Source organism: Moorella mulderi DSM 14980 (genome assembly GCF_001594015.1).
Taxonomy (GTDB): domain Bacteria; phylum Bacillota; class DSM-521; order Neomoorellales; family Neomoorellaceae; genus Neomoorella; species Neomoorella mulderi.
In genome coordinates this window covers 15,971-29,451 of record NZ_LTBC01000013.1, presented here as the reverse complement: position 1 = coordinate 29,451, position 13,481 = coordinate 15,971, and the positions used below count along the sequence as shown (strand labels likewise).

The following is a 13,481-nucleotide window of genomic DNA, read 5'->3' as shown; positions in this document are numbered from 1 at the left end:
TACCAGCCCTTGTCAAGAATAAAGAAAGTCCAGCGGCCCGCATAAACCTGTGTTTAAAGGGGATAAACTAGCGAAAACATTTATTTTTACCTGGAGGTGACGGCATGCCTGATCAGGAAAAAGAATGGGAAAAGTGGAAGGGTTCCCTTTCTATGGTGGTTAATCTGGGCGAAAAACTGGGTTTTGAGGAAAAAACCATGAACAATATAGCTTTTCGCCTGGGCAACTGGCTGGCAGAACACGTTGATCCTATGAACCGGGAGCAACGGGTCATTAAAGAACTATGGGACGTTGCCAGCGAAGATGAAAGGCGGGTCCTGGCGGCCCTGATTACCAGGATGGTGAGCGATGGCCGTCGCCAGGAGGATATGGTTCATTAAAAAGAGGGGGAGCTGAAACATAGCTCCCCTTAAGTACTTTGCTTCCCTATAGTCCGGGAACCAGGACTGGGCCTATCCCCGGTGATTAAATTTCTTTGATAGCATCGGTTGGACAGGACTCAATGGATTCTCTGGTACAATCCTCGGCGTCTTCCGGTACTTCCTCCACGATAACGTGAGAAAGCCCTTCATCGTCCCAGTCAAAAACACCGGGGCACAGGTCGATGCAGGTGCCACAGGCAATGCAGAGATCCTGATCAACGCTAACCTTCAAAGTCATCCCCCCAAGTCTATTCCCAAAGTATTGCTATTGTGCACCGCCGCCCGCCATTTCATACTAGCGAGTTGCCTCTTTTGTACGCGGTGTTTTCACCCAGGTCTGGGGCTGGCGGTTCAAAGCCTTCATGATAGAAGCCGTTGTGTAGGGGAGCGGTAGGAAGAAACTGGCGAAGGGCAGGGCCAGGAGCTGCAGCGCTCCACCTAACTGCTGCCACCAGGTAACCGGCGCCATATGGCGGCTGAAGTGGCCATAGGCATAAAAAGTAAAGGCAAAGTAAATAAATACCAGGTAGTGGAGCACAGTACGAAAGCCCAAAGGCAGGATGGAAGGATCCAGCCCGCCGTTAAGTCCCAGGAAAAGGATGGACAGGGGTACCAGGACGGCGCCCTGGTAAAGGAGCCATTCTCCCTGACCCTTCCAGAAGAGATTGTACAGGAGGGGACCCCGTTTATCCCAGGAATACTGGTAGGCATAGCGGAATTTATCGCAGACCTGGAGATGGCCGCTACCCCAGCGCAGCCGCTGCCGGAAAAAGGCATGGAAGGTAGCGGGAGTCTGTTCGGTGCTGTAGTAAGGGAAGTATTCGGCCCAGACGCCTGTTTCCAGGTAGGCCCTCACCCCCAGTTCCAGGTCCTCCGTCAGGGCGCGGTGGTCATAGCCGCCAATGCGCTCCAGCAGGCGCCGCCCCACGAAAAGGTTGGTCCCCCCTACGAAGGGCAACTTTCTCATCAATACCGGCAGGTAGATCTCATGGGAAATGGCCTGGTAAATGGCCGCTATTTTAGTGATGACGCCAAGCTGGTAGAAATTGCGGACCTGGAAAACCGGCCCCTGCCAGATACGCTCCCGGGGGTCGTGGAGCCATGACCAGGCTATGTAGAGCAGGACATCGGCTTCGGGATGGCTTTCGGCATCGTAAAAGCCACAGATGGTGGTCCTGGGGTCGACAAACTCCAGGCCGTAGTTCAAGGCCCGGCCTTTAGTTGATGGAATAGTGTAGCCCCGGCGCGAACCCCTGAAGCGCCCGTCAAAATCATAGGGAACGGTACAGTGTTTCAGCTGCGGTACATCCTGGCGGCCGGCAAATTCCCGGATCTTGGCCTCCACCACTTCCATGGTCGTGGGACCGGTGTGTTCACCGGAAGATTTGGCCAGGGCTTCTTTTTCATCGGTAATTACCAGGATCTCGTAATGGTCGTTGGGATAATTTAAAGACGCCAGGTGTTCAATGGTATTGGCGATAACGTCGGCCTCATTGCGGGCCGGGACCAGAATCGTAAAAAAAGGTAGCTCGAGGTTTTTGCTAGCTGCCAGGGCCGCCACCTTTTCCCTGTCGAGGGCTAACCGCTTGCGCCAGTAATTACGGTAGGAATACCACTTCCAGAAGAAATACCTCAGGAAGAGGGCGAAAAAAAGCAAGTAAAAGCCAACAGCAATTAGATATAAAACCTGGGCAGGGCTTATTATTTCCCAATCCATCCTTATCTCCCCCAATCAGGGTAATTGCACCGCCAACTATTATAGCATTAGAAGCCATTACCACCAATTGGTTTTAATGACGGTACAAAGGCAAGAAGTATTCTTCAGGTAGTAAAGGACTTATTTGCCGGGGCTTTTGTCTCATTTGCTTATCATACTGCTTTATCCCTTTTCCTGGCAGCATTATATTGACGGCGTAACGAAAAAATAATATAATCCAAAAGAGGTGAACGACCTTGGGAAACGGGTCTATAGCCATGGCCTTCGCCGCCGGGATGCTATCTTTTTTTTCTCCCTGTATTATACCTTTATTGCCGGCCTATTTTACTTACCTGGGCGGTTCGGCGGTAGCTACCGGTAAGGCAGAGGACATGGACCGCTCTTTTTTAGCCGGCCGGGCGGCCCTCTTTACCGCCGGCTTTTCCCTGATTTTTATCCTCCTGGGGGCCTCGGCCGGCGGCCTGGGCTCCCTGCTCCAGCTGTACCGTCCCTTTTTAAACCGCGCCGGGGGAATCCTGATTATGTTCTTCGGTTTGCAGGTGGCCGGAATTGTCCGCCTGCCCTTTTTAAGTCAAGAAAAAAAGTGGTACCTGCAGCCCCGGGCTCCCGGTGCCGCCCCTTCCTTTCTGCTGGGGATGGCCTTTGCCGCCGGCTGGACGCCCTGCATCGGTCCGGTCCTGGCTTCTATTTTGATTTATGCCGGCAGCCAGGCCACCCTTTTTAAGGGTATGCTTCTCCTCACCTTTTATTCCTTGGGACTGGCAGTCCCCTTTATAGCCAGCGCCATGGCCCTGGGACCGGTTTTGCGCCTTTTACGCCAGTTTTCCCGTTATTTACCCATTATATCCCTGGTAAGCGGGATTATACTTATTTTTATGGGGCTGCTGGTCTTTTTCGGGCAGCTAAATACTTTTATCTAGGAGGAGTCTCCATGCCGAAAAACTGGAAGGTGCCCCTCATAATCATTGTCATTATGTTTGCTGTCCTGGCCGCTTCCTTCATCCTGCCGGGCCGCCAGGGCAGCAAGGTCCAGGCCCCCTCCTTTGCCCTGCCAGTCCTGGATGGCGGCCAGGTCAGCCTGGCAAGCCTCAAGGGCCAGGTGGTAGTATTGAACTTCTGGGCCACCTGGTGCCCCTACTGTGTCGCCGAAATGGAGGAACTGGACGCGGCGGCGGGGAGACTTGCGGACCGGGGGCTAAAGGTCCTGGCCATCAATATCATGCAGCGGGAGACAGAGGCCGGCATCCGGGCCTTCCTGGGAAATAAGGAGCATAATTACCTTGTACTACTGGACCACGACAGCCGGGTAGCGAGGAACTACGGAGTCGGCGGCATCCCCACTACCTTTATCATCGACCGCCAGGGCCAGATCCGCCGGGTCAAACAGGGGCCCCTGGGGCCAGGAGAACTGGATAATCTTGTAAAAGATCTTCTTTGACCTGCCTGTTACCTGGAACAAAATGGGCATCAGTGGCTTGGTTTTCATCATGAATAGAAACTAAGGGAAACAGCCCCATTCTTATTATGGGGCTGTTTCCCTTTAAGTTTAGTAAGACTAAAAACGGTGGCTTTATAGACCCAGGTAACCGCGCATCATGGCGGGGCCGTAGAAGGCAGAATTCTGGTTACCCTGGTTGGGGTTATTACTGAAACCTCCCATGAAACCGCGGCCCCAGCCGCCCATCATGCCATAGCCCGCCCCGCCATGGCAGGCGCCGGGAACTATACCATATTTACTATGGTATTCTTCCATGTCCCGGATCCCTTCCTTAATCGCCTCACCTTGTTCCTTAGTTAGTTCACCTGCTTCGACATACTTGTCGACAATTTTCTGGCGCAGCTCGATAATCTGCTGGTACAAGGCATCAATCTCTGCTTTTTGCTGGTCGGTAACTGCCGCAAAGGCTACCGGCGCCAGCGCCCCCAGCATTAAAATTATGGCGAGGACGATGGCAATTTTTTTCGTCACCCGCGCCACCTCCTTTCGAGGTATATTCTATCCGGCAGGTATGATAAAAATATGGGCAAAGTATGAAGAAAATTTGAAACTTGACAGGGCTGGAGCTTTTAATTTATACTTTGTTCGATAATACTATAAGTTAATTTAAATTATATCCCAGGAGAGCGAAAGAGAATGCGCGTCTGTGGTAAACGCATCCGGGAACTGAGGGAAGAACGGGGTTATTCACTTCAGGACCTGGCCAGTAAAGCGGAAGTCTCAGTTTCATACTTGAGTGAAATCGAACGGGGGGCCAAAAAGCCTTCTCTAAAAACTTTGGAGAAAATTGCCAGGGCCTTAAATTTCCCCCGGGAACAACTCGTGGAGGCCGGTAACGAGAGGGGCATCGCCCTGGGGGACAGGGTCCGGCTCTTGCGGGAAAAGCGAGGTAAAAGTTTGAGCACCCTGGCCGAGGAAGCCGGCATCTCCATTTCCTACTTGAGTGAAATAGAGAGGGGTAATGTTTACCCGGCCATCGATACCCTGAAAAAAATTACTGCCGCTCTGGATGTCCCCTTAAGTGCAATTATCGGTACGGGCGGTTCCCTGGGGCATAAATTGCGCCAGGCCCGGGAAGAACAGGGTCTTACCCAGGCTGACCTGGCTAGGGCCGCCGGAGTTTCGGCTGGCCTCATCGGCCAGATTGAACAGGGGAAGGTACAGCCATCCTTAAAAACCCTGGAAAAAATAGGCGGAGTCCTGAATATTTCCCCCTGTTATTTTATAGCCGACGATGCCGGATTGGATGAGGTACTTAACCAGATGAGTCCCGAAGTACGCCGGTTGCTCATGGAACCCAAGGTACAGTCTGTATTGCGCCTGGTATGTAATTGTACCGAGGATGAACTCCGCTTTATCCTCAATTTTATCCAGCTCTATAAACGCTGCCACTAACCCGGGAGACGGAGCCGGGTGATAATTTCCTGGAGGGTGGTCGCCGAGTGCCTGAGGGCAGCCAGTTCCCCGGCTCCCAGGGGAATGGCCAGGATTTTTTCCCGCCCCTGGTTGCCTACCAGGCAGGGGAGACTGAAGGCTACTTCACCCTCAAGGCCGTAAAGACCGCGGATGACGCTGGAAACGGTGAGGACGCTCTTCTCATCCCGGAGGATGCTTTCGGTAATCCGGCTCAAGGCTAAGGCTACGCCATAGGCAGTAGCCCCTTTGCGTTCGATGATTTCATAAGCGGCCTCCCTGACCTGGCGGCTTATTCCGGTCCGGAAGGTCTCTTCTTCAGTGGTACCGTCCAGGAGGTAAAACTCCTCCAGGTCAACCCCGGCCACATTGGCCAGGCTCCAGACGGGCACTTCGGTATCGCCGTGCTCGCCGATGACATAAGCATGGATGTTGCGGGGGTCGACATGGAGGTGGCGGCTCAATAGGTGGCGGAAACGGGCACTGTCCAGGACAGTCCCCGAGCCCAGGACCTTGTTTTCCGGAAGTCCTGAGATCTTCCAGGCCACATAGGTCAGGACATCCACCGGGTTGGCCACCATGAGGATTAAAGCATCGGGGCAGTGTTGTAAAAGGGGCGGCAGGACCTCGCGGACAATGGCCGTATTGCGGTGCACCAGGTCCAGGCGAGTTTCCCCGGGTTGCTGGTTGGCGCCGGCGGTGAAAATAATAATGCGGGCGCCGGCGCAGTCGGCCGGGCCGCCGGCATAAATTTTTACGGGGCGGATCAAAGTGGCCGCGTGGGCGAGGTCCATGGCTTCCCCTTCAGCCCGGGCACGGTTAATGTCGACAAGGACCATTTCTTTGACGATGGGGCTGAAGAGGAGGGCGAAGGCGGTACTGGCGCCGACATAGCCGGCGCCGATGATGGCTACCTTGGCAGGGCCCTGCAGGGGCATAATATCACCTCAAGGCATATTCTCCACTGTTACCAGGAGAGTTATGCAGGAACTGGAGCCGGAAATTTATGAACCTCAATTACTGGTTAACTTTTATTACCACGGTAGAAAAAGGCACCCTTTCCGCGGCAGCCGAGGAGCTGCACCTTACCCAGCCGGGGGTCAGCAAGCAGCTCCAGGCCCTGGAGGATTACTACGGCCTGCGTTTGCTTGAACGCCGGGGTCGCGAGGTGCGGCTGACGGCGGCCGGGAAGATCTGTTACCGGCATGCTAAAGCCATTGCCCGCCACCTGGAACAAACCCAGCGGGAACTGGCCGAACTGGCCCAGCTGGTGAAGGGCCGCTTGCTTCTGGGGGCCAGCACTACGCCGGGCCAGTATATCCTGCCCAGGCTGATTGGCGGTTTCCGGCGGGAATATCCCCGGGTGGAGGTGGTGGTGGAGATTGCCGACTCCCAGGAAGTCATCCGGCGCCTCCAGGATGGAGAAATCGACCTGGGGGTTGTCGGCGCCGGGGGCCGGGGCCGGAGCCTTTCCTATAGCCGCCTGGTAGAGGATGAACTGGTCCTCATTGTACCCCCGGGGCACCGCCTGGCCGGGGTTACAGCCGCAACTCCCGGGGATTTACAGGGTGAACCCCTGGTCTGGCGGGAGGCCGGTTCCGGTACCCGCAGGGTGGTGGAAGAACGCCTGCAAAAAGCCGGTTTCACCGTCGATCCTGCCCAGGTCGTCATGGAGCTGGGCAGTACGGAAGCCATTGTCAGCGCCGTGGAGGCCGGCCTTGGTATTTCCCTGGTTACCTGCTGGGCGGTGGAAAAAAGCGTCAAACTCGGCCGCCTGGTTACCGTTCCCCTCCAGGGGGTAAATTTGAAACGCGACCTGTACCTGGTCCGGCGCCGCCAGCCCTTAAGCCCGGCCGCCGAGGCCTTTACCTGCTTTCTGGAAAAACACCATCTCCAGCTCCCGTTGCCTGTTAATAGTTGATCGATAGTAAAGGTTCTTCTCAATATCTTGACGGGACAAAGGGATAAGGGTATGATGAAATAAATTAAATACCATCTCCGAGCCGGTGTTACCTAAGGGCTGCCAGCCTATGGGACACCGGCCTGGGTCGTATTACCCACGGGGTAGGCCGGGAAACGGGCCTGCCTCCCTTGCTCGGAAAGGAGATGCAGCGTGGCAGGGTCAATGTTGCCCCGGCATCCTTTGCGAGCCGGGGCATTTACTTATGTAGGACCGGAAGGCTGATAAAACTGCGGGAGGTTGATTAACTTTGAGACGAATCTTGAAGATGGCAGTCATTACTATACTGGTAATGCTGGCAGTTCTTTTTTTAGCTGGTTGTACCTCGCAAAAGGAAAGCGTAACTCCGGCCAGGCAAGGAGAAACTAAAGAACTACAGGTCTTTGCCGGGGCGGCCAGTAAACCTCCCCTGGAGGAGATTGCCACGCTTTTTATGCAAAAGTACGGCGTTAAAGTAAACCTTACCTTTGGCGGTTCGGGTACCGTCCTTTCTCAGATGAAATTGTCCCGCCAGGGCGATATTTACATCCCCGGTTCTTCTGATTTCATGGAGATGGCCAAGAAAGAGGGCGTTGTGGACCCTAAAACCGAACAGGTACTGGTCTACCTTATACCAGCAATTAATGTACCAAAGGGCAACCCGCAAGGAATCCGGTCTTTAAACGATTTAGCCCGGCCCGGGATGCGGGTCGGCCTGGCGCGTCCCGAGACGGTTTGCGTAGGCCTTTATGGGGTAGAAATCCTGGAGAAAGCTGGCCTGGCTGACAAGGTTAAAAAGAATATTGTTACTTACGCGGAAAGCTGCGAGAAAACAGCCAACCTCGTAGCCCTAAAGCAAGTTGACGCCGTTATGGGCTGGGATGTCTTCCAAAAGTGGGACCCGGCTAAGATTGAAACTATCTATTTGCCACCAGAACAGGTAACCCGCATTGGTTATATTCCCGCAGCCATCTCTAGTTTTTCCCAACAAAAGGAGCTGGCCGCCTTATTTTTGGCTTTTCTCACCTCAGAACAGGGTAAAGAGGTTTTTCGGAAATACGGTTACCTGGGAAGCGTCGAAGAGGCGCGTAAATTTGCTCCGGAGGCCCCGGTAGGCGGCGAATACCAGTTGCCTGCAGGCTGGCGCTAAGCTGCCAGGCCAGGGTTTTAAGAATGAGGGTGAAGAAGGAAAGTGGGCCGGAAAAAAATTGCCGCCAAGGCCTTTACCATGGCTTTTAGTGGCCTTCTTACCATGGTGTTAATGTATATCTTGCTGCTTTTATTCTCCCAGGTTAGCTATTTGAACAAAGAAGTAATTCTCAGCAGCCTGAAAGATAGGGAGGTTCATTTTGCCCTGGCCCTCTCTTTAGAATCAGCCCTTGTAGTGGCTGCACTGGCCCTTTTAATTGGCATCCCTGCCGGTTATGCCCTGTCGCGCTTTACCGTGCCGGCTAAAGCGGTTATCGATACCATTATGGATCTGCCGGTGGTCATCTCACCCGTTGCCCTGGGGGCGATGCTGCTGATTTTTTTTAACACAGCTCCGGGGTTGTTTTTTCAGGAGCATTTTTTCCCGGTAGTTTTTAACGTGACCGGCATTATTGTGGCTCAGGCTACCATTGTCATTTTTCTGGCCATTCGTTTGATGAAATCTATTTTTGACGCCATCGACCCGGCCTATGAAATGGCGGCCCGGGTACTGGGGGAAAGCAGGGCCGGGGCCTTCTGGCGGGTGACTTTGCCTATGGCCAGGCCCGGCATTATGGCTACCTTTATTCTCTCCTGGGCCCGGGCCCTGGGTGAGTTTGGCGCCACCGTTACCCTGGCAGGAGCTACCAAGATGAAAACTGAGACCTTGCCCATTGCCATTTATTTAAATCTTTCTGCTGTAAAGATCGAAAAGGCAGTGGCCCTGGTAAGCATTATAGTTCTGATGGCTTTTTTAATTCTCCTGGCTTTACGTTTACTGACGGATAAAGGAGCATTGTACCAGTGATCCAGGTTGAAAATCTAACCGTGGCAGGCCCCGGTTTTTACCTGGGCGACATTTCCTTCAGGGTAAACAAAGCCGAATATCTGATTATTCTTGGGCCGTCCGGTGCCGGGAAGACAGTACTGCTAGATACCCTGGCTGGCCTTAAAAAACCCCAAAAAGGCAGGATACTCTTTGCCGGCCGGGATGTTACCCGTGCTTTGCCGGAAGAACGGAAGATTGGTTATATTCAACAAAACCTGGCTTTATTTCCCCACCTTTCGATCATGGAAAACATCACCTTTGGCGCCCGTCCCAACCGGATCCCGCCTGCCAGGGCCGGCGAGCGGGCCAGGGAATTAGCGGCTTTACTCGGCATTGAACACCTTTTAAGCCGCGCTAATCCTCTGACTTTAAGCGGTGGCGAAAAACAGCGGGTGGCCCTGGCCAGGACCCTGCTGGTGGAACCCGATATTATACTAATGGATGAACCTTTTTCCGCTTTGGATAGTTTTACCAGGAGGCAGTTAATTTTTTTACTCCCGGAGATTTTCGCCCAATTTCAGGTGACAGTTATCCATGTCACCCATGACCTCCAGGAAGCCTTTCTCCTGGGGGATAAAATTGCCGTTTTAATGGACGGGCGCTTGCAGCAAATAGGCAGCCGGGACGAGATTTACCGCCGGCCAGCCACCCTGGCAGTAGCCAGGTTATTATTAAACCGGAACACCTTTAGCGGCAGGGTGGTTACCCTTTCAACCGGAGAAATTGTAGCTCAAAATGATCGGGGACTTGAGTTTAGACTGCCGGCAATCCACCATTTGCAGCCGGGCGCTAAAATCCATTTTGGCATTAACCCGCGGGAAGTCGTTATCATCCGCCCTGACCGTCCCTTGACACCAAGGGTGCGGTCCAATATTTTTCCCGCCACTGTCCGGCGGATTTTTGACCAGTTTGGCAGTTACTTATTGTTCTTAGATCTTGCCGGTACAGGAATAGAGATTGAATTGGAGCTGCCGGGTTATATTTACCATGACATGGCTATCAGTATAGGTAACCACGTGACTGTATCTTTAAAAAAAGATTCTTTCTGGGTCTTGCCGGTAGATGAAGAAGGATAACGGAGGCGCAACTTGCAGTGTACAAAGCAGCCGGGATCGTCCTGGCAGGAGGCAAAAGTACCCGCATGGGTACCAATAAAGCCCTGCTGCCCCTGGGGCAGGAGTCCATGCTGGCTACGGTCGTGACAGCTTTACGGCCGTTATTTCCCGAGATAATCGTTGTCACCAACACCCCGGAGCTGTACCGGGACTTAAAGGCACGCCTGGTCCCGGACGTTATCCCCGGCAGGGGACCATTAAGCGGCTTCCATGCCGGGCTCCTGGCATCGCCGTACTGGCACAACTTTATCGTGGCCTGCGACATGCCCTTCCTGGCCCCCGATTTTATCAAATACCTCCTCGAACAGGCGCCGGGTTATGATGTGGTGGTACCGCGCCGGGGTGAGTACCTGCAGCCCCTGCACGCTGTTTATTCCCGGGGTTGTTTAAGGGCCATTGAAGATTGCCTGGCAGGGGGAAACTACCAGGCCTTTGCCTTTTATCCCCGGGTGAAGGTGCGTTATGTGGACATTGACCGGCTCGCAGGTTTCAGCGACCCGGAGAAGATATTCTTTAATATCAATACCCCGGCCGACCTGGCCCGGGCGCGGCGAATGCTGCATGAGAAGGACCTCTTGCCGTGAGGCGCGCCCCTGACGGCAGGAGGGGAATAAATTCGTCTATTCCTGGCGAAAGGATGCAATGGCATGTCACTCTTATCCCTGGAGGCGGCCCGGGCGATGTTGCTGGCCGGGTTAAAACCGCCCGGCCTGGTTAAAGTGAAACTGGAGGAGTCTGCCGGGCGGGTGCTGGCGGCAGCGGTAACAGCCCCGGGTCCCTTTCCTCCCTTTCCCCGCTCCCTGGTCGACGGCTACGCCCTGGGGCCGCCGGTTGCCGCCCCTGGTACCATCCCTACCGGGCTTGCTGGTCCGGGGGTAATCTACCGCCTCCTGGGGACGGTTCCGGCCGGGAGCAACCCGGATATAACCTTAAGTCCGGGGACGGCGGCAGCCATTTTTACTGGCGCCCGGCCACCGGCAGGGACCGTGGCCATTGTCCCCAGGGAACTGGTAGGGCGCCGGGGTGATTTCATCAGCGTACCCGGCCTGCCTCCCGGCCGCTACCTGGAACTGGCTGGAGCCGAAGTGGCCGCAGGGGAAGAGGTCCTGGCCGCCGGTACAACCCTGGGACCGGCGGAAATCGGCCTTTTAGCAGCCCTGGGCTTCCGGGAAGTGCTGGTTTACCAGCGGCCCCGGGTGGTCCTGGCCACCAGCGGTAGCGAGTTGCTGGACCCGGCCGGCAAGGAGGGAAGCCTCCTAAAAAGCAACCCGGCAGGTACCCCTGCCGGCCACCAAGCGGGTTACCCCGGCGTAAATGTACCTCCCCGCATATATAATAGTAACTTTTACGCCATGGCAGCGGCCGTAGAAGCTGCCGGCGGCCGGGTAATATCCCTGGGTCCCCTGGCTGACAACCTGGAGGAACAGGTAAGGGCCTACCGGTCTGCCCTGGAAGAAGGCGATTTGCTCCTGGCCACCGGCGGTGCCGGCGGCAGCGCCGGTGATTTCACAGCCGCCGCCTTTACCCGGGCCGGGGGCGAGGTGCTCTTTACGGAACTAAATATCCGCCCCGGCCGGCGGGTCATAGCTGCGCGCTCCGGGGAAAAATTGATGCTGGGCCTGCCCGGTAACCCGCCGGCAGCCCTGGTGGCCTGTTACCTCCTGGCGAGGCCGGTTATCCGGGCCTTGGGAGGTAGGGAACCGGCGCCGGTAACTTTCCCGGCCAGGCTGGCGGCAGCCATCGACCGGCCGCGGGTGGAACGGGCTTTCCTCTGGGCCCAGGCCCGGGCCAGCGGCAACGGTTGGGAGGTTACGCCCCTGCCGCGCCGGCCCGGCGGCATCCGCGCTGCTATAGGGGCCAACGCTCTAATTGACCTGCCACCCGGTACTGCTCCCGGGCCCGGGGAGGAAGTAACGGTGATTATGCTTAGCTGAAGGCAACAACGGTAAAAGTAAGGAGGTTTTCCATGACAAGCAAAACTCCCATTATTTCCGTTGTCGGCAAGTCCGACGTCGGGAAAACAACATTACTCACCAAACTCCTGCCCGAGTTAAAACGGCGAGGTTACCGGGTCGCTACTATCAAACATGATACCCACGGCTTCGACATTGACCGCCCCGGCAAAGACACCTGGCGCCACGCCGAAGCCGGTGCCGACGTTGTCGTCATCTCTTCACCCACCAAAATAGCCCTCATTGAAAAGGTAGATACGGAGTTGCCCTTGGACGCCATTGCGGAACGCATCCATCATGTCGACCTCATCATCACCGAGGGCTATAAGCGCGGCGACAAGCCCAAGATTGAAGTCCACCGGGCGGCCGTGGGGGGCGAACTCCTCTGCACGGCGGGAGAACTCCTGGCCGTGGCCACCGACGAACCCCTGGCCATTGACGTCCCCTGCTATGACCTGGACGATGCTGCCGGCCTGGTGGACCTGATTGAAGCCAGGATCCTGGCGCCGGCAGGCCGGGCCCGGCAACAGGGCAATTAACCCTGAAACCGGGGGAACTCGAGCTTTCACCAAAGCCCGGGAAAGCCGGGCAAAAAATCAGTATGCCGGCCCTTTATCCCCGGTGGCAAGAGGAATATAATATAAGGTAAATTTGTCTCTTGGAGGGATTCCCATGGGCCGGCCACTTAACGCCTATGACCGGGCGCTAATGGAATTGCAAAAACAAATTTTACGGATGGGTGATTATGTTGCCGGCCAGGTGGATAAGGCCCTGGCTGCCTTGAAGGCCCAGGACAGCCTGCTCGCGCGGCAGGTGATTGAGGGGGACGATGTTACCGATAACCTGGATTACGATATCGAGATGGCGGCCCTGGACCTGATCTCTTTGCAGCAACCCACTGACGAAGACCTGCGTACCCTGGCCACTGTAATGCGGGTGGGCAAAGAGCTGGAACGCATCGGCGATTATGCCGTCAATATTGCCGAGGTGGCCGAACGCCTCACCCGCCTGGGACCGTATTTTAAGCCCCTGGTGGATATTCCCCGGATGAGCGACCTGGCCCGGGCCATGCTGAGGCAAAGCCTCCAGGCCCTGGTGGACCGCGACCTGGAAGCGGCCAGGGAAATAGTCCGTGCCGATGACGCTGTCGACCGTCTTTTTGAAGACCTGTACGACGAACTGGTGGGCTTTATGAAGCGGGGGCCGGAATATGTCGACCAGGCCAGTTATCTCGCCCTGGTGGCCCGTTACCTGGAACGTATTGCCGACCATGCCGTGAACGTGGCTGAGATGGTCGTCTACCTGGAGACAGGACAGCGCCGCGCCTTCAAAGACTACCAGGGACCACAGAAAACCGTCCTGCCGGGGTTGCGGCAATAAAAGGGCCAACACCGGCAATTTAAGAGGG

Annotated in this window: 16 protein-coding genes and 1 riboswitch; of the genes, 12 read left to right on the top strand and 4 right to left on the bottom strand. The window is 55.5% G+C overall.

Annotated elements, in window-relative coordinates; translation table 11 throughout:
* Window positions 1–104: 104 nt before the first annotated feature.
* On the top strand, window positions 105–380 hold the full coding sequence (locus tag MOMUL_RS12235) for a DUF3243 domain-containing protein (protein ID WP_062285272.1): 276 nt from the start codon (window positions 105–107) through the stop codon (window positions 378–380).
* Window positions 381–465: 85 nt separating this feature from the next.
* Here MOMUL_RS12235 and MOMUL_RS12230 read toward each other — a convergent pair whose 3' ends face one another.
* Together MOMUL_RS12230 and MOMUL_RS12225 are read right to left on the bottom strand one after the other, a co-directional pair.
* The gene (locus MOMUL_RS12230; RefSeq protein ID WP_054935771.1) at window positions 466–654 is read right to left on the bottom strand and encodes a ferredoxin; all 189 of its coding nucleotides are present in this window, start codon (window positions 652–654) and stop codon (window positions 466–468) included.
* 63 nt (window positions 655–717) lie between these two features.
* The gene (locus tag MOMUL_RS12225; RefSeq protein WP_062285271.1) at window positions 718–2,139 is read right to left on the bottom strand and encodes a glycosyltransferase family 2 protein; all 1,422 of its coding nucleotides are present in this window, start codon (window positions 2,137–2,139) and stop codon (window positions 718–720) included.
* 236 nt (window positions 2,140–2,375) lie between these two features.
* On the opposite strand from MOMUL_RS12225, the gene MOMUL_RS12220 reads away from it, so the two are divergent.
* Window positions 2,376–3,059 carry a cytochrome c biogenesis CcdA family protein gene (locus tag MOMUL_RS12220; protein ID WP_062285270.1) on the top strand — a complete coding sequence of 228 codons (684 nt, stop codon included), beginning with the start codon at window positions 2,376–2,378 and terminating at the stop codon, window positions 3,057–3,059.
* Window positions 3,060–3,070: 11 nt separating this feature from the next.
* Window positions 3,071–3,577: a peroxiredoxin family protein gene (locus MOMUL_RS12215; protein ID WP_062285269.1), complete on the top strand. Its 507-nt coding sequence runs from the start codon at window positions 3,071–3,073 to the stop codon at window positions 3,575–3,577.
* 132 nt (window positions 3,578–3,709) lie between these two features.
* Here MOMUL_RS12215 and MOMUL_RS12210 read toward each other — a convergent pair whose 3' ends face one another.
* Window positions 3,710–4,108, bottom strand: coding sequence for a YckD family protein (locus MOMUL_RS12210; protein ID WP_062285268.1), 399 nt, complete (start codon window positions 4,106–4,108; stop codon window positions 3,710–3,712).
* Window positions 4,109–4,273: 165 nt separating this feature from the next.
* On the opposite strand from MOMUL_RS12210, the gene MOMUL_RS12205 reads away from it, so the two are divergent.
* Entirely contained in the window at window positions 4,274–5,032 is a 759-nt protein-coding gene (locus MOMUL_RS12205) for a helix-turn-helix domain-containing protein (protein WP_062285267.1), read from the top strand.
* On the opposite strand, the gene MOMUL_RS12200 is transcribed toward MOMUL_RS12205, so the two are convergent.
* A complete protein-coding gene (locus tag MOMUL_RS12200) occupies window positions 5,029–5,988 on the bottom strand; it encodes an L-lactate dehydrogenase (protein WP_062285266.1) in 960 nt (319 codons plus the stop codon). The two genes, MOMUL_RS12205 and MOMUL_RS12200, sit on opposite strands and share 4 nt — an antisense overlap.
* Before the next feature lie 68 nt (window positions 5,989–6,056).
* Between MOMUL_RS12200 and MOMUL_RS12195 the strand changes: the two genes are divergently transcribed.
* The 8 genes from MOMUL_RS12195 (at window position 6,057) to phoU (ending at window position 13,453) form a co-directional block, all read left to right on the top strand.
* Entirely contained in the window at window positions 6,057–6,971 is a 915-nt protein-coding gene (locus MOMUL_RS12195; RefSeq protein WP_062285265.1) for a selenium metabolism-associated LysR family transcriptional regulator, read from the top strand.
* Window positions 6,972–7,034: 63 nt separating this feature from the next.
* Window positions 7,035–7,172: riboswitch (molybdenum cofactor riboswitch) on the top strand.
* 88 nt (window positions 7,173–7,260) lie between these two features.
* On the top strand, window positions 7,261–8,139 hold the full coding sequence (modA, locus tag MOMUL_RS12190; RefSeq protein WP_201786520.1) for a molybdate ABC transporter substrate-binding protein: 879 nt from the start codon (window positions 7,261–7,263) through the stop codon (window positions 8,137–8,139).
* Between the two features lie 42 nt (window positions 8,140–8,181).
* Window positions 8,182–8,985, top strand: a complete 804-nt coding sequence (locus MOMUL_RS12185) for an ABC transporter permease (protein ID WP_062285263.1) — start codon at window positions 8,182–8,184, stop codon at window positions 8,983–8,985.
* The gene (locus tag MOMUL_RS12180; RefSeq protein WP_062285262.1) at window positions 8,982–10,082 is read left to right on the top strand and encodes an ABC transporter ATP-binding protein; all 1,101 of its coding nucleotides are present in this window, start codon (window positions 8,982–8,984) and stop codon (window positions 10,080–10,082) included. Before MOMUL_RS12185 ends, MOMUL_RS12180 begins: the two co-directional genes overlap by 4 nt.
* A 17-nt stretch (window positions 10,083–10,099) precedes the next feature.
* A complete protein-coding gene (mobA, locus tag MOMUL_RS12175) occupies window positions 10,100–10,705 on the top strand; it encodes a molybdenum cofactor guanylyltransferase (RefSeq protein WP_236713105.1) in 606 nt (201 codons plus the stop codon).
* Between the two features lie 63 nt (window positions 10,706–10,768).
* Window positions 10,769–12,055, top strand: a complete 1,287-nt coding sequence (locus MOMUL_RS12170) for a molybdopterin molybdotransferase MoeA (RefSeq protein WP_084785631.1) — start codon at window positions 10,769–10,771, stop codon at window positions 12,053–12,055.
* Window positions 12,056–12,087: 32 nt separating this feature from the next.
* Window positions 12,088–12,612, top strand: coding sequence for a molybdopterin-guanine dinucleotide biosynthesis protein B (gene mobB / locus MOMUL_RS12165; protein WP_062285260.1), 525 nt, complete (start codon window positions 12,088–12,090; stop codon window positions 12,610–12,612).
* A 133-nt stretch (window positions 12,613–12,745) separates the two neighbouring features.
* Entirely contained in the window at window positions 12,746–13,453 is a 708-nt protein-coding gene (gene phoU, locus MOMUL_RS12160) for a phosphate signaling complex protein PhoU (RefSeq protein WP_062285259.1), read from the top strand.
* Window positions 13,454–13,481 lie beyond the last annotated feature (28 nt).